This window comes from Leptothrix sp. (in: b-proteobacteria) (assembly GCF_965250675.1).
Taxonomy (GTDB): Bacteria; Pseudomonadota; Gammaproteobacteria; order Burkholderiales; family Burkholderiaceae_C; genus Sphaerotilus.
The window spans coordinates 38,480-54,610 of record NZ_CBDFPH010000007.1 but is presented as its reverse complement, the minus strand read 5'-3'; the positions used below and the strand labels follow the sequence as shown (position 1 = coordinate 54,610).

At 67.9% G+C, this 16,131-nt stretch carries 15 protein-coding genes and 1 pseudogene; 6 read left to right on the top strand and 10 right to left on the bottom strand.

The window, feature by feature from the left end; translation table 11 throughout:
- Positions 1–14: 14 nt before the first annotated feature.
- The 8 genes and pseudogenes from AC5IG3_RS09005 to AC5IG3_RS08970 form a co-directional block, all read right to left on the bottom strand.
- Positions 15–1,019 (bottom strand): PIN domain-containing protein, encoded by a 1,005-nt coding sequence (locus AC5IG3_RS09005; protein ID WP_491905960.1) that lies wholly within the window; start codon positions 1,017–1,019, stop codon positions 15–17.
- Between the two features lie 96 nt (positions 1,020–1,115).
- Positions 1,116–3,026 carry a PhoX family protein gene (locus AC5IG3_RS09000; protein WP_491905959.1) on the bottom strand — a complete coding sequence of 637 codons (1,911 nt, stop codon included), beginning with the start codon at positions 3,024–3,026 and terminating at the stop codon, positions 1,116–1,118.
- Positions 3,027–3,106: 80 nt separating this feature from the next.
- Positions 3,107–3,475 carry an arsenate reductase gene (locus tag AC5IG3_RS08995; protein WP_491905958.1) on the bottom strand — a complete coding sequence of 123 codons (369 nt, stop codon included), beginning with the start codon at positions 3,473–3,475 and terminating at the stop codon, positions 3,107–3,109.
- A gap of 14 nt (positions 3,476–3,489) precedes the next feature.
- Complete coding sequence (gene queF, locus AC5IG3_RS08990; RefSeq protein WP_491905957.1) at positions 3,490–4,350, bottom strand: NADPH-dependent 7-cyano-7-deazaguanine reductase QueF; 861 nt, start codon at positions 4,348–4,350, stop codon at positions 3,490–3,492.
- Between the two features lie 65 nt (positions 4,351–4,415).
- Positions 4,416–4,793, bottom strand: a complete 378-nt coding sequence (locus AC5IG3_RS08985; RefSeq protein WP_491905956.1) for a DUF779 domain-containing protein — start codon at positions 4,791–4,793, stop codon at positions 4,416–4,418.
- A gap of 89 nt (positions 4,794–4,882) precedes the next feature.
- Positions 4,883–6,404: pseudogene (exaC, locus tag AC5IG3_RS08980) on the bottom strand (acetaldehyde dehydrogenase ExaC).
- A 157-nt stretch (positions 6,405–6,561) separates the two neighbouring features.
- Positions 6,562–7,713: a ligase-associated DNA damage response exonuclease gene (locus AC5IG3_RS08975; protein WP_491905955.1), complete on the bottom strand. Its 1,152-nt coding sequence runs from the start codon at positions 7,711–7,713 to the stop codon at positions 6,562–6,564.
- A gap of 18 nt (positions 7,714–7,731) precedes the next feature.
- Positions 7,732–9,372, bottom strand: coding sequence for an ABC transporter permease (locus AC5IG3_RS08970; RefSeq protein ID WP_491905954.1), 1,641 nt, complete (start codon positions 9,370–9,372; stop codon positions 7,732–7,734).
- 117 nt (positions 9,373–9,489) lie between these two features.
- Here AC5IG3_RS08970 and AC5IG3_RS08965 point away from each other — a divergent pair, with 117 nt between their 5' ends.
- The 6 genes from AC5IG3_RS08965 (at position 9,490) to AC5IG3_RS08940 (ending at position 15,294) form a co-directional block, all read left to right on the top strand.
- Positions 9,490–10,572: an ABC transporter ATP-binding protein gene (locus AC5IG3_RS08965; RefSeq protein WP_491905953.1), complete on the top strand. Its 1,083-nt coding sequence runs from the start codon at positions 9,490–9,492 to the stop codon at positions 10,570–10,572.
- 107 nt (positions 10,573–10,679) lie between these two features.
- Positions 10,680–12,131, top strand: coding sequence for a S41 family peptidase (locus tag AC5IG3_RS08960; RefSeq protein WP_491905952.1), 1,452 nt, complete (start codon positions 10,680–10,682; stop codon positions 12,129–12,131).
- Positions 12,132–12,208: 77 nt separating this feature from the next.
- The gene (locus tag AC5IG3_RS08955; RefSeq protein ID WP_491905951.1) at positions 12,209–12,967 is read left to right on the top strand and encodes a HesA/MoeB/ThiF family protein; all 759 of its coding nucleotides are present in this window, start codon (positions 12,209–12,211) and stop codon (positions 12,965–12,967) included.
- Between the two features lies 1 nt (position 12,968).
- The gene (locus AC5IG3_RS08950; RefSeq protein ID WP_491905950.1) at positions 12,969–13,868 is read left to right on the top strand and encodes an LOG family protein; all 900 of its coding nucleotides are present in this window, start codon (positions 12,969–12,971) and stop codon (positions 13,866–13,868) included.
- Positions 13,868–14,812 (top strand): arginase, encoded by a 945-nt coding sequence (gene rocF, locus AC5IG3_RS08945; protein ID WP_491905949.1) that lies wholly within the window; start codon positions 13,868–13,870, stop codon positions 14,810–14,812. The genes AC5IG3_RS08950 and rocF overlap by 1 nt, the downstream gene beginning before the upstream one ends.
- A gap of 14 nt (positions 14,813–14,826) precedes the next feature.
- On the top strand, positions 14,827–15,294 hold the full coding sequence (locus AC5IG3_RS08940; RefSeq protein WP_491905948.1) for a MarR family winged helix-turn-helix transcriptional regulator: 468 nt from the start codon (positions 14,827–14,829) through the stop codon (positions 15,292–15,294).
- 29 nt (positions 15,295–15,323) lie between these two features.
- Here AC5IG3_RS08940 and AC5IG3_RS08935 read toward each other — a convergent pair whose 3' ends face one another.
- The gene (locus AC5IG3_RS08935) at positions 15,324–15,524 is read right to left on the bottom strand and encodes a zf-HC2 domain-containing protein (RefSeq protein ID WP_491905947.1); all 201 of its coding nucleotides are present in this window, start codon (positions 15,522–15,524) and stop codon (positions 15,324–15,326) included.
- 29 nt (positions 15,525–15,553) lie between these two features.
- Positions 15,554–16,120: a sigma-70 family RNA polymerase sigma factor gene (locus AC5IG3_RS08930; RefSeq protein WP_491905946.1), complete on the bottom strand. Its 567-nt coding sequence runs from the start codon at positions 16,118–16,120 to the stop codon at positions 15,554–15,556.
- Between the last annotated feature and the right edge of the window lie 11 nt (positions 16,121–16,131).

The following is a 16,131-nucleotide window of genomic DNA, read 5'->3' as shown; positions in this document are numbered from 1 at the left end:
GGGACGTGGGGAAATCAATCCGCCAGATGGTAGGTGAGCTTGCCGTCGGCCAGCGTGATCACGCCCGAGGCCATCAGCGACTGCACCAGCGATTCGATCGCGTCGGGGCTCAGGTCGGTGCGCAGGTGCGACTGCAGGTGATGCAGCAGCGCCTTCAGGCGCACGGGCTGCTTGGAACCCATCTTGCGCAGGCTGGCCACGGCCTTGGCGCGGTCGGCGGCGCCGGCCACGTCACGCAGGCTTTTGGTCTTGGCGGCGGGTTTCGAGGCCGGCGCTGCTGCAACTTCAACCGGCGCTGCCACGGGTGCTGCAGAGGCGGCGGCGCGGGTGGACTTGCGGGCGGGCGTCTTTCTGGCGGCGGGTTTCTGGGCTGGGGTCGGGGCTGGCGCGGCAACAGGCGCTGCCTCGGGTGCCGGAGCCGTGACCGCAGACGATTTGCGCGCTGGCGACTTGGCCGCGACCGTCTTGCGGGCGGCGGCTTTTCTGGCTGGCGCGCGCTCGGGCGCCGGCTTCACCTCAGGTGTTTGGGCGACGGTGGCCACCGCAACTGGCTTGGCTGCAGCGGTTTTCCGGGCGACCGATTTGCGGGCCGGGGCCTTGCGGGCTGGCGCGGCGGCGGGTTCTGCGGTCGCCGGGGTGGCCTTGCCGCCGAACAGGCCGGCCTGCAGCGCCGCGTGCTGGCTGACGCGGTGGCCGAGGCGGTTGGCGTGGCTCACCAGCTGCGCAAAGCCCTTGTCGCGCGAGACGATCAGCACCTGCACATCGGGCTGCAGCACGGTCAGCCGGCCGAGGTGGAAGGCGAGGTGGAAGTCCAGCGCGTTGGGGCCGGCCTTCTCGCACTGGATGTACTCGACCGCGTCGCCCAGCGGCTGCAGCGCCCGCACCAGCTCGATGGTGAGCTTGTTCTGGCTCGGGCCGTGGAAGATCTTGAGCTGGTGCTGTTCGCGGCTCAGGCCCGCCAGGTCGGCGACCCGCAGTTGCACGTTTTCAAGGTCGACGAGGATGCAGGTCAGGGTCATGGCGAGTCCGGAAGGGTGAGGGCGCAATCATCGGCCATTTCAGGGCCTGCGCGCTCACCCGCCATCACGCCACGGTCCGTGGACCGTTGGCCGGTCTCAGCTGCCGATCACGCCGCCATCGGCCTTGCGGATCACCACCGTGGCCGAGCGCGGACGGCCGTCGGCACGGAAGTCCGGCCAGTTGGAGATCTTGCGCGGGTCGGCCGGGTCGGTGCGCTCGGACGGGCTTTCGCCCGGGTGCTGGATGTTGATGAACATCGTGCGGTTGTCGGGCGTCATGGTCGCGCCGGTGACTTCGCAACCGGCCGGGCCGGTCAGGAAGCGGCGGATGTCACCGGTGGCCGGGTCGGCGGCCAGCATCATGTTGTTGCCCATGTTGACGAGGTCGCCACGACCCATGGCCGAGGTGGACATGTCGGTCTGGATCCACATCACGCCGCGGCCGTCCACCCACAGGCCGTCCGGGCAGCTGAAGGCGTCGCCCTTGACGTTGCCCTGGGCGTCGGCCCGGGCCAGCTTGGGGTCACCCGCCATGACGAAGTGCTTCCAGGCGAAAGTGGTGCCGTCGAAGTCGCCGGTGTCGAGCCACTCGATGATGTTGCCCATCGTGTTGTTGGCGCGCGGGTTGGCGGCGTCCACGCCGGGGTTGCTGCCCACGCCGCGGTTGCTGTTGTTGGTCAGCGTGGTGTAGACCTTGCGGGTCTTGAGGTCGACGGCCGTCCACTCCGGGCGGTCCATCTTGGTGCCGCCCAGCGCATCGCTGGCCTGGCGGGACTTGATCAGCACCTCGCCCTGGTCGGCAAAGCCGTTGGCCGCCGTCAGCGGGCCCTGGCCGTGCGTCAGCGCCAGCCACTGGCCGCTGCCGTCGGCGTTGAACTTGGCGACGTACAGCGTGCCGTGGTCGAGCAGCGTGGCGTTGGCCCGCGCGCCACCCGGCTTGATCGCGTCGCGACTGACGAACTTGTAGATGTACTCGAAGCGCGCGTCCTCGCCCATGATGACCACGGCGCGCCGGTCCCTGGTGACGGCGACGGTGGCGCCTTCGTGCGCGGCGCGGCCCAGCGCGGTGCGCTTGACGGGCGTGCTGCTCGGGTTCATCGGGTCGATCTCGACCACCCAGCCGTGGCGGTTGATCTCGTTGGGGTGCTTGACGGCGTCGAAGCGCTCGTCGTGCTCATGCCAGCGGTAGAGCTTGCTGTCGACCTTCTGCAGGCCCCAGCGCTTCTGGTGCGCATCGGGCGTGGCCGGGCCGTTGAAGTAGTTGATAAAGTTCTCTTCGCACGTCAGGTAGGTGCCCCAGGGCGTGATGCCGCTGCCGCAGTTGTTGAACGTGCCCAGCACCTTGGTGCCGCTGGCGTCTGCAGCGGTTTTCATCAGCGCGTGACCTGCGGCCGGGCCGGCCACGTTCATCGGCGTGGTGGCGTGGATGCGGCGCGCCCAGGGCGAGTCCTTGGCCTGCAGCCAGCGGCCGTCCTTCATCTCGACCTCGATCACCGACACGCCGTGCGCGGCCTGTGACTTCTTGACCTTCTCGGCCGTCCAGGTGGCCAGGCCGTCGGCGTGCAGCAGGCCGTCATCGACGTATTCGTGGTTCATCACCAGCAGGCCGCTGGTGGGCGACTGCGGGAAGAAGTGGATGCCGTCGTGGTGCATGCCGAGCTGCGCGGCCTGCTCTGCGGCGGTGTTCGAGCCGTTGAACTTGAAGGCGGGCGTCTCGCCCGACAGGCCCACCGGCTCACCCCAGGCGGCGATCACCTGCGCGATGTAGCCCGGCGGCACGGTGATGGCGTCGGCCGTGGTGACGGGAACGCTCTTGAAACCCAGCAGCGAGCCGCTGCCCATGCCGATGCTGGCACAGCCGGCCAGGCCGTTCAGGGCCAGACTGCTGCCCAACAGCGCGCCCAGGCCACCGCGAAGCATGATGCGCCGCGACGGGTCGGACACCTCATGGATGCTCGGGTTGGCCGAGCGGTTGCTGTTTTCCATCGTCGAGAAATCTTTGGCCATGGCGGCTGCTCCATCTGTCGTTAAGCGGTTACAGCTGATACGTTGACAGGGCCGTGTGACCGGGGCGTGACAGGGTTTTCCTAGCCCTGCCCGGCGCCGAAGATGGCTTCGTTGAAGCCCACGCTCAGGCGCGGCGCGCCCGCGGCCTCGGGCGTGGCCCAGCGCACCACGGGCCGTTTGATGATGCTGGGCTGGGCCAGCATCAGCGCGCGGGCGCTGGCATCGTCGATCACGGCGGCTTTGGTGGCGTCATCGAGCTTGCGCCAGGTGGTGCCGGCGCGGTTGATGAGCTTGTCGCGGCCGAGCGTGGCCAGCCAGGCGTCGAGTTCGGCCTCGGGCACGCCCTGTTTCTTGAAGTCGTGGAAGGTGTGGGGCAGGCCGCGTTCGGTCAGCCAGGCGCGGGCATTCTTGACGGTGTCGCAGTTGGGAATGCCGTAGAGGGTGATCACGTCAGGCCCCCGGCTCACTGCCGCGCGGTGCGCGCGTTGGCCGGCAGCGCTGCGGGATGGCTGGTGCGGAAGGGGTTGATGTCGAGGCCGCCGCGGCGGGTGTAGCGGGCGTAGACCTGCAGCCGGGTGGGTTTGCAGCGCGTCCACAGGTCCATGAAGATGCGCTCGACGCACTGCTCGTGGAACTCGTTGTGGTTGCGGTAGCTGATCAGGTAGGCCAGCAGGCCGGCCTGATCGATGGGCGCGCCGGTGTAGCTGATCTGCACGCTGCCCCAGTCGGGCTGGCCGGTGACGAGGCAGTTGCTCTTGAGCAGGCCGGAGGTCAGCGTCTCGGTCACCGGGGTTTCGTCGTGGTCGGCGCTGAGCAATTCGGGCGCGGGCGCGTAGTGCGTGACGTCGATGTCGAGCCGGTCGAGGTTGAGGCCGCTCAACTCGTGGATCGGCTGCGCGTCGAACAGCTCGGGCTGTACCAGCTTGACGCCGACGCGCTGGCCGCAGGCGGCGCTCAGGTCATTGACCAGCAGCTCGCGCACCGCGTCGGCTGACTCGAAACGGCTCATGTTGAAGCTGTTGAGGTAGAGCTTGAAAGACTTGCTCTCAATGATGTTGGGCGACTCGCACGGCACCGTGATGCTCGCCAGCGCCAGCTGCGGCTTGCCGCGCAGGTTGAGCCACGACAGCTCGTAGGCGGTCCACAGGTCGGCGCCCATGAAGGGCAGCGCGCCGGTGTGTTGCAGGTCGACGCCGATCTCGTCGCGCTTGCCCTGGCGGCTGAAGGGGAAGAGCAGGCCGGCGTCGTACTGGTCGCAGTAGCTGGCGGGGCGGCCCAGCGGCGAGGCGTCGGCATTCGGATGGGGGTCGGGCAGCGTGCTCATGGTTGGCGGGTGCGGTCAATGCGGTCGAGTGGGGCGCCATCCTAGCGCCCGGCCCGGCCTGCTGCTCAGGCTTGTTGTGCCTGTTGTTGTGCTTCCAATGCCCGGGCTTCGTCGTCGGACCAGACCCGCAGGTGGGCGACGAAGTGCTGGCCCGAGCCTTCCTCCAGGGAAAACGTGCCGCCGTTGCCCGGCACCGCGTCGATGCTGAGTTGCAGGCCCTGCAGGTAGTCGCTCTGGCCGCGGCTGGCGAAGAAGGGCACGCCGTCGATGGCGCCCATCTGCACGTCCTCGCTGCCGAGGCCCATCTCGCCTTCGGCAAAGCACATCGGCGTGCTGCCCTCGCAGCAGCCATGCGACTGGTAGAAAAAGATCTTGCCGTGCTGCTCGCGCAGGCGGGCGATCAGGGCGCGTGCGTTCTCGGTGGCGATGACACGTTCGATCATGGTGGGGTCCTTCCGGTCGTCGGTGGGGAATTGAAACGCAAAAAGGGCGGCCAAAGCCGCCCCTCACTCGCTGATTCGGCCGATGCCGATCAGAAGAAGCCCAGCGCGTTCGGGCTGTAGCTCACGAGCAGGTTCTTGGTCTGCTGGTAGTGGTCGAGCATGGCCTTGTGGGTTTCGCGGCCGATGCCGGATTCCTTGTAGCCGCCGAACGCTGCACCGGCCGGGTAGGCGTGATAGCAGTTGGTCCAGACGCGGCCGGCCTGGATGGCGCGGCCCATGCGGTAGGCGCGGCTGCCGTCACGGCTCCAGACGCCGGCGCCCAGGCCGTAAGGCGTGTCGTTGGCGATCTGCAGGGCTTCGGCTTCGTCCTTGAAGGTGGTCACGGCCAGCACCGGGCCGAAGATCTCTTCGCGGAAGACGCGCATGTTGTTGTTGCCCTTGAACAGGGTCGGCTGGATGTAGTAGCCGCCGCCCAGGTCGCCGCCCAGCTCGGCCTTGTCGCCGCCGATCAGCACTTCTGCGCCTTCCTGCTTGCCCACTTCGAGGTAGGACAGGATCTTGTCCATCTGCATGGCCGAGGCTTGCGCACCCATCATCGAATCGGTGTCGAGCGGGCTGCCTTGCTTGATGGCGGCCACGCGCTGGATGACGCGCTCGATGAACTTCTCGTAGATCGATTCCTGGATCAGCGCGCGGCTCGGGCAGGTGCAGACCTCGCCCTGGTTGAACGCGAACAGCACCATGCCTTCGATGGCCTTGTCGAAGAACGCGTCGTCGGCGTCCATGATGTCTTCGAAGAAGATGTTGGGCGACTTGCCGCCCAGCTCCAGCGTGGCCGGAATCAGGTTGGTGGCTGCCGCCTGGGCGATGACGCGGCCGGTGGCGGTGGAGCCAGTGAAAGCAATCTTCTGGATGCGCTTGGACGTGGCCAGCGGCATGCCGGCTTCACGGCCGAAACCGTTGACGATGTTGAGCACGCCCGGGGGCAGCAGGTCGGCGATCAGCTCGACCAGCAGCAGGATGCTGATGGGGGTCGACTCGGCCGGCTTGAGCACCACGCAGTTGCCTGCGCCGAGTGCCGGCGCCAGCTTCCAGGCGGCCATCAGGATCGGGAAGTTCCAGGGAATGATCTGGCCGACGACGCCGAGCGGCTCGTGGAAGTGATAGGCGATGGTGCTGCCGTCGATTTCGGTCAGCGAGCCTTCCTGCGCGCGCAGGCAGCCGGCGAAGTAGCGGAAGTGGTCGGCGGACAGCGGGATGTCGGCGTTGAGCGTCTCGCGGATCGCCTTGCCGTTGTCGACGGTTTCGGCGTAGGCCAGCATCTCGAGGTTGGCCTTCGATGCGGTCGGCGATCTGCAGCAGGATGTTGGCACGCGAAGCAGCCGGGGTCGCGGCCCAGCCGGCCTTGGCGGCGTGGGCGGCGTCCAGCGCCAGCTCGATGTCGGCGGCGGTGGAGCGGGCCGCCTTGGTGTAGGTCTTGCCGGTGATCGGCGTGATCACGTCGAAATACTGGCCTTCGACCGGGGCGACGAACTTGCCACCGATGAAGTTGTCATATTGCGATTTGTAGACGATCTTGGCACCGTCGGTACCGGGGGCAGCGTAAAGCATGGGGTGTCTCCTGTGATTGGATGGGGTGTGAACCCAAGCCTTACTGCATTCGCCGTGCCAGCTTTGATCAGGCCTCATCGGGCCGCTTTCTGACGCCAAAACCAAACGTTTCACCTGAGTCGCCGAAGCCGCCTGTGGCGAGACTGCGGCGCAGTTGCTACGGATTGGAGCAACTCCCGGGCTGCCAGGGCAGCAAGTCCGGCTGATAGGGGGTGTCTGAAGGGGCTGGAGGCGCGAAAGCGTCCCCTTGTTGAGCATCCTGACTGCTGTCCGGGCTGTCACCCTGGCCGTATTCGGTCTGGAACCGGCCGGCCTGCAGGCCGTGTTCACGCAGCCAGCGGGCGAGGGCGGCCTCCTGGCCATGGGTGACGATGACGCGTTCGCAGCCGGTGGCGGCAATCGCGCGGGTCAGGCCGGGCCAGTCGGCGTGGTCGCTGAGCACGAAGCCCCGGTCCAGCCCGGGCCGCTTGCGCGCGCTGCGCACCTGCATCCAGCCGCTGGCAAAGGCGGTGCGGCCGTGGGCGAGTGCCTCGCTGTGCATGCCGTTGCGGGCGGTGGGCGGGGCGATGACCAGCGCGCGCGCCAGCTCGCCCGCCGTGCTGGCCGTGTCCAGCAGCCGGGTCTCAGGCAGCGCCACGCCCGCGGCGCGGTAGACGTGGTTGATGGCGTCGACCGTGCTGTGCACGACGATCGGGCCGGGCGCGGCGGCCAGGTCCGCGCCCAGTTCGGCGCCGATGCCCGCCAGCAGGTGCTGCGCCTTGCCCAGGCTGTAGCCCTGCAGCAGGCTGGGTCGGCCGGCGTCGGCGTTGTCGCGCCACCAGGCGACGATGTCGGCAAACACCTCGGCGGGTGCCTGCCAGCGATAGATCGGCAGGCCGAAGGTCGACTCGGTGATGAAGCAGTCGCAGCGCACCGGCTCGAAGGCGGCGCAGGTCGGGTTGGCCTCGGCGGGCGCGTCGCCGCGCAGGTAGTAGTCGCCCGAGGCCACCCAGACCTGGCCGCGATGCTCGACGCGCACCTGCGCCGAGCCGAGCACGTGGCCGGCCGGGTGCAGGCTGACGCGCACGCCGTGGTGCTCGATCACTTCGCCGTAACCGACGCCCTGCAAACTGATGCCCGCGCCCAGCCGGCTGCGCAGCAGGCCTGCGCTCACGGCGGTGGCCAGGTAGTGGCCGTGGCCGCTGCGGGCGTGGTCGGCGTGGGCGTGGGTGATGACGGCACGGTCGACCTTGCGCCAGGGGTCGATGTAGAAATCGCCCGCCGGGCAGTAGAGGCCTTGCGGCCGCAGCACGATCAGGTCGTCGGGCATGACCGGCTCTGTTCAGGCTCAGGCGCTGCGCCGCATCGCCCGCGACAGCAGCAGCACCGGCAGCAGGCCGACCGCGACGATGGCGAGCGAGGGCAGCGCGGCTTCGGCCAGGCGCTCGTCGCGCGCCAGCTGGTAGGCCACGACGGCCAGGGTGTCGCTGTTGAAGGGCCGCAGCACCAGCGTGGCGGGCAGCTCCTTCATGACGTCGACGAACACCAGCAGCGCCGCGGCCAGCGCCGAGCGCAGCAGCAGCGGCGCGTGGATGCGCGCCAGGATGCGCGCCGGGCCGGCGCCGAGCATGCGCGCGGTCTCGTCCAGGCTGGCGGGCAGCCGGGCATAGCCGGCCTGCACCGACTGCAGCGCCACGGCCGAGAAGCGCACCAGGTAGGCGTAGATCAGGCCGAGCGTGGTGCTGGTCAGCACCGTGCCCCAGGCCTGATCGGGGTAGTGCGTCTGCAGCCAGCCGCCGGGCAGCAGCAGGCCGACGGCAATCACCGCGCCCGGCACGGCGTAGCCCAGCGACACCACGCGCAGCCCGGCCTGCAGCGCCGGCGTGGGTCGCAGCCGCACCGCAAAGCCCAGCAGCAGCGCGAAGCCGCCCGCCAGCAGCGCGGACAGGCCGGCGAGCTTCAGGCTCGTCCAGCTCCAGTCCATGAAACGGTCCCACGGCAGGCCGAATTCACCGTGCACGGCCTCGACCCACACCAGCCGCAGCAGCAGTGCCACCGGCAGCACGAAGCCCAGCAGCACCGGCAGCGCGCAGGCGCCGCAGGCCAGTGCCGCGGCGCTGCCCCGCAGCACGACCGGCTGCGCCTCCGGGCTTTGGCCGGCACCGCTTTTGGTGGTGGCAAAGCGCAGCCGGGCCTGGGCGCGTTGCTCGATCCAGACCAGCACGCCCACCACGAACAGCAGCAGCGTGGCGAGTTGCGCGGCGGCCATGCGGTCACCCATCGCCAGCCAGGCCTTGTAGATGCCGGTGGTGAAGGTGCTCAGGCCGAAGTACGCGCCCACGCCGTAATCGGCCAGCGTTTCCATCAGCGCCAGTGCCACGCCGGCGGCCAGGGCCGGGCGCGCCAGCGGCAGTGCGATGCGCAGCACCCGGCGGCCCAGCCCGGCGCCGAGCAGGCGGGCCGCTTCGAGCAGCACGCTGCCGCGCTCGGCCAGCGCGGTGCGCGTCAGCAGATAGACGTAGGGGTAGAGCGCCAGCACGAACAGCAGCACGGCCCCCCACAGGCTGCGCACATCGGGCCAGAGCGCGCCGCTGGCGCCGGTCTGCGCGCGCAGCCAGATCTGCAGCGTGCCGCTCGACTGCAGCGTGTCGGTGTAGACGTAGGCCAGCACGTAGGCCGGCATGGCCAGCGGCAGCAGCAGCGCCCATTCCAGCCAGCGGCGGCCGGGGAAATCGAACAGCGTCACGGCGGCGGCCGTGCCCCCGCCCAGCAGCGCCACGCCCAATGCGACGGCCAGCGCCAGTTGCAGCGAGGTCAGCACATAGCCCGGCAGCACGGTGCTGAACTGGTGGCGCAGGCCCTCCAGCGCGGCAGCGTCCAGCGCCAGCCACGAGGCGGCAATCGCCAGCACGGGCAGCGCCAGCACGGCGCACAGCAGCGTGAGCAGCGGGGTGAAGGACAGGCGGAACGGCAATCGGAGAGGGCGCATGGAGCAGGTGCGGCACGCAAGCCGTCAGGCTTGCGTACGAGCAAGAATTATTTGCATTGAAGGGCAGCTCGGTATCATAGATTTAGTCTGCCAACCCGATGTCTGCCTGCCTGCCGCATGTTCCTGCAAGTCGAACACCTCACCGTCCAGTACCCCGCTGCGGCCCGCGCTGCCGTGCAGGGCGTGTCATTGAGCCTGGCGCGGGGCCAGATCGGCGCGCTGATCGGGCCGTCGGGCTGCGGCAAGACGTCGCTGCTGCGTGCGGTGGCCGGGCTGGAGCGGCCCAGCGCCGGACGCGTGGTGCTGGAAGGCACGACGGTCAGCGACGCGGCCGCCGGCCTGCATCTGGGCGCCGAGGCGCGCCGCATCGGCATGGTGTTTCAGGATTACGCGCTGTTTCCGCACATGACGGTGGCCGAGAACATCGCCTTCGGCCTGCACGGCCAGCCGCGCGCGCTGCAGAAGGCGCGGCTGCAGCAGATGCTCGATCTGGTCGGGCTGGGCGCGGCGGGCAAGCGCTATCCGCATCAGCTCTCGGGCGGCCAGCAGCAGCGCATCGCCCTGGCGCGTGCGCTGGCGCCGGCGCCGCGCCTGCTGCTGCTGGACGAGCCGTTCTCCAGCCTGGATGTGGACCTGCGCGAGCGCCTGGCGCAGGAGGTGCGCGCCATCCTCAAGCAGACCGGCACCACGGCGCTGTTCGTCACGCACGACCAGTTCGAGGCCTTTGCAGTGGGCGACGTGGTCGGCGTCATGAACCACGGCCAGCTGGAACAGTGGGACGAGCCGTACGCGCTTTACCACCGCCCGGCGACGCGCTTCGTGGCGGGCTTCGTCGGCCACGGTGTCTTTTCGGCCGCGCAGGTGGTGCAGGGGCCGGAGGGCCCGCGCGTGCGCACCTCGCTGGGCGAGTGGGCAGACGCGGTCGAGTGCCCGCTGCCCGGCGTGGGCGGTGAATGCGACGTGCTGCTGCGGGCCGACGACATCGTCCACGACGACGCCAGCGCGGTGAAGGCGCAGATCCAGGCCAAGGCGTTTCGCGGCTCGGAGTTTCTCTACACCCTGCGGCTGGCCGATGGCGCCCAGGTGCTGGCGCACGTGCCGTCGCACCACGATCACGCCATCGGCGAATGGATCGGCATCCGCGCCGAGGTGGATCACGTCGTCACATTCCCGCGCTTGACATCGCCCAATCCGACCTGATTTCCCCGTCGGGACAGCAGCAGGATGCCGGTATGGGCATAGGGTGCGACCTATACTTCCCAGGCATGAAAAGCACGCAAATCGTGTGTGCGCAAAGGACATTGAGCATGGGTAGCAAGCTGAAAGTAGCGGGTTGGGTGGCCGTCGGTGCCGTGGCCGGCGCTTTGACGACGATGCAGTTGCAGGCCACCGCGCGCAGCGCGATGTCGCCGCTGCCCATCGAGGACATGCAGCAGTTGGCGGCGGTGTTCGATCTGGTCAAGCGCTCGTACGTCGAGCCGGTCGATGAGAAGAAGCTCATTCGTGACGCCATCAGCGGCATGGTGTCGGGGCTGGATCCGCATTCGGTCTACTTCGAGGGCCAGTCCTTCAAGGATTTCCGTGAAGGCATCAGCGGCAAGTTCACCGGCGTGGGCATCCAGATCGACATGGAAGACGGCCTCGTGAAGGTGGTCTCGCCGATCGAAGGCTCGCCCGCCTTCCGCGCGGGCATCCAGACCGGCGACCTGATCACCAAGATCGACGACACCCTCGTCAAGGGCCTGACCATGGATCAGGCCATCAAGCGCATGCGCGGCCCGAGCGGTAGCAAGGTGCAGCTGACGATCTTCCGCAAGAGCGAGAACAAGACCATCCCCGTGGCCATCGTGCGCGAGGAGATCAAGACCAAGAGCGTGCGCTCCAAGGTGGTCGAGCCGGGCTACGCCTGGATCCGCATCAACCAGTTCCAGGAAAGCACGCTGCGCGACTTCTCCGAGCAGTTGAAGGACATCTTCAAGCAGGAGCCGGGGCTCAAGGGCCTGGTGCTCGATTTGCGCAACGACCCGGGCGGCCTGCTCGACAGCTCGGTCGGCGTGTCGGCGGCCTTCCTGCCCAAGGACGTGGTGGTGGTGTCGACCAACGGCCAGCTGGCCGATTCGCGCAGCCTGCTCAAGGCGTCGCCCACTTACTACTCGCGCGATGGCAATGATGTGCTGGCGGGTATCCCGGCGCTGATCAAGACCGTGCCGGTGGTGGTGCTGGTCAACGAAGGCTCGGCCTCGGCCAGCGAGATCGTGGCGGGTGCGCTCAAGGACCACAAGCGCGCCATCATCATGGGCTCGCAGACCTTCGGCAAGGGCTCGGTGCAGCAGGAAATGACGCGCCTGCCGATGCCCAACACCTCTCTCAAGATCACCACGGCGCGCTACTACACGCCGTCGGGCCAGTCGATCCAGGCCAAGGGCATCCTGCCGGATGTGCTGGTCGACGAGACTGCCGAAGGCAGCCCGTTCGCCGCGCTGCGCACCCGCGAGGCTGATCTGGAGCGTCACCTGACCGCCGGCGGCGAAGCCGAGAAGAAGGATGCCGCCCGCGAGAAAGCCCGCGAGGAAGCGATCAAGAAGCTTGAAGAAGCCAACGCAAAAGCGAAAGATGGCAGCAAGCCGCCGCGTCTGCCGGAGTTCGGCACTGAAGAGGACTTCCAGCTGCAGCAGGCGCTCAACCGCCTGAAGGGCAAGCCGGTGCAGGTCAGCAAGACGCAGAGCGAGCGCAAGGTCGAAGAGCCCAAGGCGAACTGAGCGCGCTGCCCTCACGCTCTCGTCCTGACCTTTTCAAGGGGCCGTTCGCGGCCCCTTTCCATTGGAGAGATGCTTTCATGAACGACGACCAACTGTTGCGCTACAGCCGGCACATCCTGCTTGATGAACTCGGCGTGGAAGGCCAGCAGCGCATCCTGGCGGCGCGGGTGCTGGTGATTGGGGCCGGCGGCCTGGGCTCGCCCGCGCTGCTGTATCTGGCCAGTGCGGGCGTGGGCGAGGTCACGGTGGTCGACCACGACACGGTCGACCGCACCAACCTCCAGCGCCAGATCGCCCATGCCGACGCGCGGGTGGGCGAGTTGAAGGTCGAGTCCGCTGCGCAGGCCATGCGCGCCATCAATCCCGAGATCAAGATTCGCGCGCTGGCCCGCCGCGCCGATGCAGCGCTGCTGGCCGAGCTGGTGGCGCAGGCCGATGTCGTGCTGGACTGCAGCGACAACTACGCCACCCGCCAGGCCGTCAACGCTGCCTGCGTGGCGCAGCGGGTGCCGCTGGTGTCGGGCGCGGCCATCGGGCTGGACGGCCAGGTGTCGGTCTGGGATGCACGCGGCGCCGATCTGCCGTGCTACGCCTGCGTTTTTCCGCCGGATGGCGCAGTCGAGGAGGTGCGCTGCGCCACCATGGGTGTGTTTGCGCCACTGGTGGGCGTGATCGGCACGGTGCAGGCGGCCGAGGCGCTCAAGCTGCTGGCAGGCATGGGTGGGTCGCTGGCCGGGCGGCTGCAGATGCTCGATGCGCGGCGCATGGAGTGGACCGAAATCCGTGTTGCGCGCGACCCGGCTTGCCCGGTCTGTGCCAGCAGGTATGCTGCCTGACATGGAAAAAAACCACTCTGAGTTGACCGCTCGCAACTTCCCGACGGCCGAGCAGGAAGCCAAGGCGCAGCAGCCGGTGTCGCGCTACGGCGGCCCCGAGAGCGCCTACAGCCTGGCCTTCACCGACGAAGCCTTTCTGCTGCGCGAGGACCTGCGCCCGGTGCGCATGCAGTTGGAGCTGCTCAAGGCCGAAACGGTGCAGCGCGAGATGGGGATCGAGTCCACCATCGTGATCTTCGGCAGCGCCCGCATCCTGTCGCCCGAGGAGGCGCAGCGTCGGCTGGATGCCGATGGGCTGGACGTGCAGGAGCGCAAGGCTGCCGTGCGTCAGCTGGAAATGAGCCGTTATTACGACGAGGCGCGGCGCTTCGCCAGCCTGGTCACCGAACAATCACGTCAGCTGCACACGCCGATCTACGTGGTCACTGGCGGCGGCCCCGGCATCATGGAAGCGGGCAATCGCGGCGCGTACGAAGTTGGCGGCAAGAGCATCGGCCTGAACATCGTGCTGCCACACGAGCAGGAGCCCAACCCCTACATCACACCGGAGTTGTGCTTTCAGTTCCACTACTTCGCGCTGCGCAAGATGCACTTCCTGATGCGCAGCATCGCACTGGTGTGTTTTCCGGGCGGATTCGGCACGCTTGATGAGTTGTTCGAGACGCTCACGCTGGTGCAGACCGGCAAGTCACGCCGTCGGCCGATCCTGCTGTTCGGGCGCGAGTTCTGGGCCCGGCTGATCAACTTCGACGTGCTGATCGAGGCCGGCATGATCAACGCCCGCGATGTCGAGCTGTTCGAGTTCGTCGAAACCGCCGAGGAAGCCTGGGACTGCCTGAGCCGCCACTACGGCTTCGAGGACAACAAGACCGAGCCCGGTCAATTTGCGGAGGACATGTGATGCAAGAAGAAAACGCGCAAAAGGAAAACGTGCACAAGGAAATCGGACTGATCGGCGCGCCCACGGACGCCGGAGCCTCGGCACGAGGCGCGAGCATGGGGCCGGAGGCCTTGCGCGTGGCCGGTCTGGTCGGGCGCCTTGAAGCGCACGGGCTGCGGGTGGTCGACACCGGCAACCTGAACGGCCCGGCCAACCCCTGGCAACCGCCGGTGAACGGCTACCGCCATCTGGCCGAAGTGGCTGAATGGAACCGATTGCTGCATGACGCGGTGCTGGCCCAACTGCGCGCCGGCCGCCTGCCGATCATGCTGGGGGGTGACCACTGCCTGGGCATCGGTTCGATCAGCGCCGTGGCGCGCTACTGCCGCGAGGTGGGCAAGAAGCTGCGCGTGGTCTGGCTCGACGCGCACGCCGACTTCAACACCAGCGCCATCACGCCCAGCGGCAACATCCATGGCATGCCGGTGGCGTGCCTGTGCGGCCTCGGCCCGTCGGAGCTGATCGAAATCGGCGGGGTGGTGCCGGCGATGTCGCCCAAGGACATCCGCCAGATCGGCATCCGCAGCGTCGATGCGGGTGAGAAGCGCCTGGTGCATGAACAGGACCTGGAAGTGTTCGACATGCGCTACATCGACGAGATGGGCATGCGTCAGGCCATGGAGCTGGCGCTGGCCACGCTCGATGACAACACCCACCTGCACGTGAGCTTCGACGTCGACTTCCTCGACCCCGGCATCGCCCCTGGCGTGGCGACCACCGTGCCCGGCGGCCCGACCTACCGTGAAGCGCAGCTGTGCATGGAGATGATTGCCGATACCGGCCGGCTGGCATCGCTGGACGTGGTCGAGCTGAATCCGGCGTTCGACGAGCGCAACAAGACTGCCGAACTGGCGGTCGATCTGGTTGAGAGCTTGTTCGGCAAGAGCACGCTGATGCGCAAGTGAGGGCGGAAGGCACCATGACATCAGGTCCTCTGGAGGCGCTGCCCGGCCACTACATCCGCCGTCTGCAGCAGATCGCGGTGGCCATTTTTCTGGAAGAGGCTGAGCCGCACGGCATCACGCCGGTGCAGTTCGCGGCGTTGCAGACCGTGGGCGCCCAGCCTGGGCTGGACCAGCGCACGCTGGCACGCACGATTGGTTTCGACACCTCGACCATCGGCGGTGTGGTCGATCGGCTGGAAAAGCGCGGTCTGATGCTGCGCCACGTCGGCGTGGAAGACCGCCGCCTGCGGCTGCTCACGCTGACGGACGAGGGGCAGGCGCTGCTCGCCCAGGTCATGCCCGCAGTGCTGAACACGCAGGAACGCATCCTGGCGCCTTTGCCGGCCGAGGACCGACCGCGCTTTCTGGCCATGCTGCAAGTGCTGGTGCAGGGCAACAACGACCGCAGCCGCGCGCCCAGCGGGGCCTTCGACGCGGATTGATGCCTGCAGGTTTTGAGCGCTGTTGAGCGCTATTTCTTGTCGGAATCTGAATAGCGGCGCCAGGCGCCCATCGCCTGGTCCATGAAGCGCACCTGACGGCGAAAGCCGGTGCAGGCCGAGCAGGCGCTCAGGTGCAGGCGCAGCACCAGGCGCTCGTTCCAGGTCATGGGGCGTTCTTCGCCTTCAAGAACCAGGCGGGTGATGTCTCGGCAGGTGCGGCGCAGGAACATGGCGTGGTCTGTGCGGATGTGTTGGTGTTTCAGGCTGGACGTGGCGGGCTGTCGAACCAGCGCAGCTGCAGGCATTCCCGCAGCCGCAGCCGGGCTCGATGCAGCAGTACCCAGAGGTTGGTCGAGCTGATGCCGAGTTGATTACAAATTTCGTCGGCCTCCAGTTCCAGCCATTCACGCATCATGAAAACGCGGCCTTGCTGGCCCGGCAGGTGCTCGACGCAGGCTTCCAGCACCTCGAAGAATTGCCGTTGCCCCAGCGACGCCTCGGGACTGCCCCAGTCCTTGGGCGCCTCGCGCCAGTGGCCGTCGGCCTTGAAGAGCAGGTCGTCGAGATCCTGCTCGTCTCCATCGTCACGGGTCAGGGAAATTTCCCGTCCGTGCCGGCGGATCTGGTCGATCAGCTTGTGCTTGAGCACGCCCACCAGCCAGGTCTTGAGCTGCGACTGGCCGCTGAAGCTGTGCGGTTTCTCCAGTGCGGCGACCACGGTTTCCGATACCGCATCCTCCGCCCAGGCCTCGTTGCGCAACTGATGGCGGGCGTAGCGCAGCAGGTGTGGGCGCAGGGTTTCGATCTGGAGGGCGAACTCATTCATGGCGCGACAGT

What these genes read in the sequence shown, in the direction of transcription:
- AC5IG3_RS09005 (WP_491905960.1), bottom strand. Translation starts at nt 1,019, where the DNA reads ATGACCCTGACCTGCATCCTCGTCGACCTTGAAAACGTGCAACTGCGG.
- AC5IG3_RS09000 (WP_491905959.1), bottom strand. Translation starts at nt 3,026, where the DNA reads ATGGCCAAAGATTTCTCGACGATGGAAAACAGCAACCGCTCGGCCAAC.
- queF (WP_491905957.1), bottom strand. Translation starts at nt 4,350, where the DNA reads ATGAGCACGCTGCCCGACCCCCATCCGAATGCCGACGCCTCGCCGCTG.
- AC5IG3_RS08985 (WP_491905956.1), bottom strand. Translation starts at nt 4,793, where the DNA reads ATGATCGAACGTGTCATCGCCACCGAGAACGCACGCGCCCTGATCGCC.
- AC5IG3_RS08975 (WP_491905955.1), bottom strand. Translation starts at nt 7,713, where the DNA reads ATGCCCGACGACCTGATCGTGCTGCGGCCGCAAGGCCTCTACTGCCCG.
- AC5IG3_RS08970 (WP_491905954.1), bottom strand. Translation starts at nt 9,372, where the DNA reads ATGCGCCCTCTCCGATTGCCGTTCCGCCTGTCCTTCACCCCGCTGCTC.
- AC5IG3_RS08965 (WP_491905953.1), top strand. Translation starts at nt 9,490, where the DNA reads ATGTTCCTGCAAGTCGAACACCTCACCGTCCAGTACCCCGCTGCGGCC.
- AC5IG3_RS08960 (WP_491905952.1), top strand. Translation starts at nt 10,680, where the DNA reads ATGGGTAGCAAGCTGAAAGTAGCGGGTTGGGTGGCCGTCGGTGCCGTG.
- AC5IG3_RS08955 (WP_491905951.1), top strand. Translation starts at nt 12,209, where the DNA reads ATGAACGACGACCAACTGTTGCGCTACAGCCGGCACATCCTGCTTGAT.
- AC5IG3_RS08950 (WP_491905950.1), top strand. Translation starts at nt 12,969, where the DNA reads ATGGAAAAAAACCACTCTGAGTTGACCGCTCGCAACTTCCCGACGGCC.
- rocF (WP_491905949.1), top strand. Translation starts at nt 13,868, where the DNA reads ATGCAAGAAGAAAACGCGCAAAAGGAAAACGTGCACAAGGAAATCGGA.
- AC5IG3_RS08940 (WP_491905948.1), top strand. Translation starts at nt 14,827, where the DNA reads ATGACATCAGGTCCTCTGGAGGCGCTGCCCGGCCACTACATCCGCCGT.
- AC5IG3_RS08935 (WP_491905947.1), bottom strand. Translation starts at nt 15,524, where the DNA reads ATGTTCCTGCGCCGCACCTGCCGAGACATCACCCGCCTGGTTCTTGAA.
- AC5IG3_RS08930 (WP_491905946.1), bottom strand. Translation starts at nt 16,120, where the DNA reads ATGAATGAGTTCGCCCTCCAGATCGAAACCCTGCGCCCACACCTGCTG.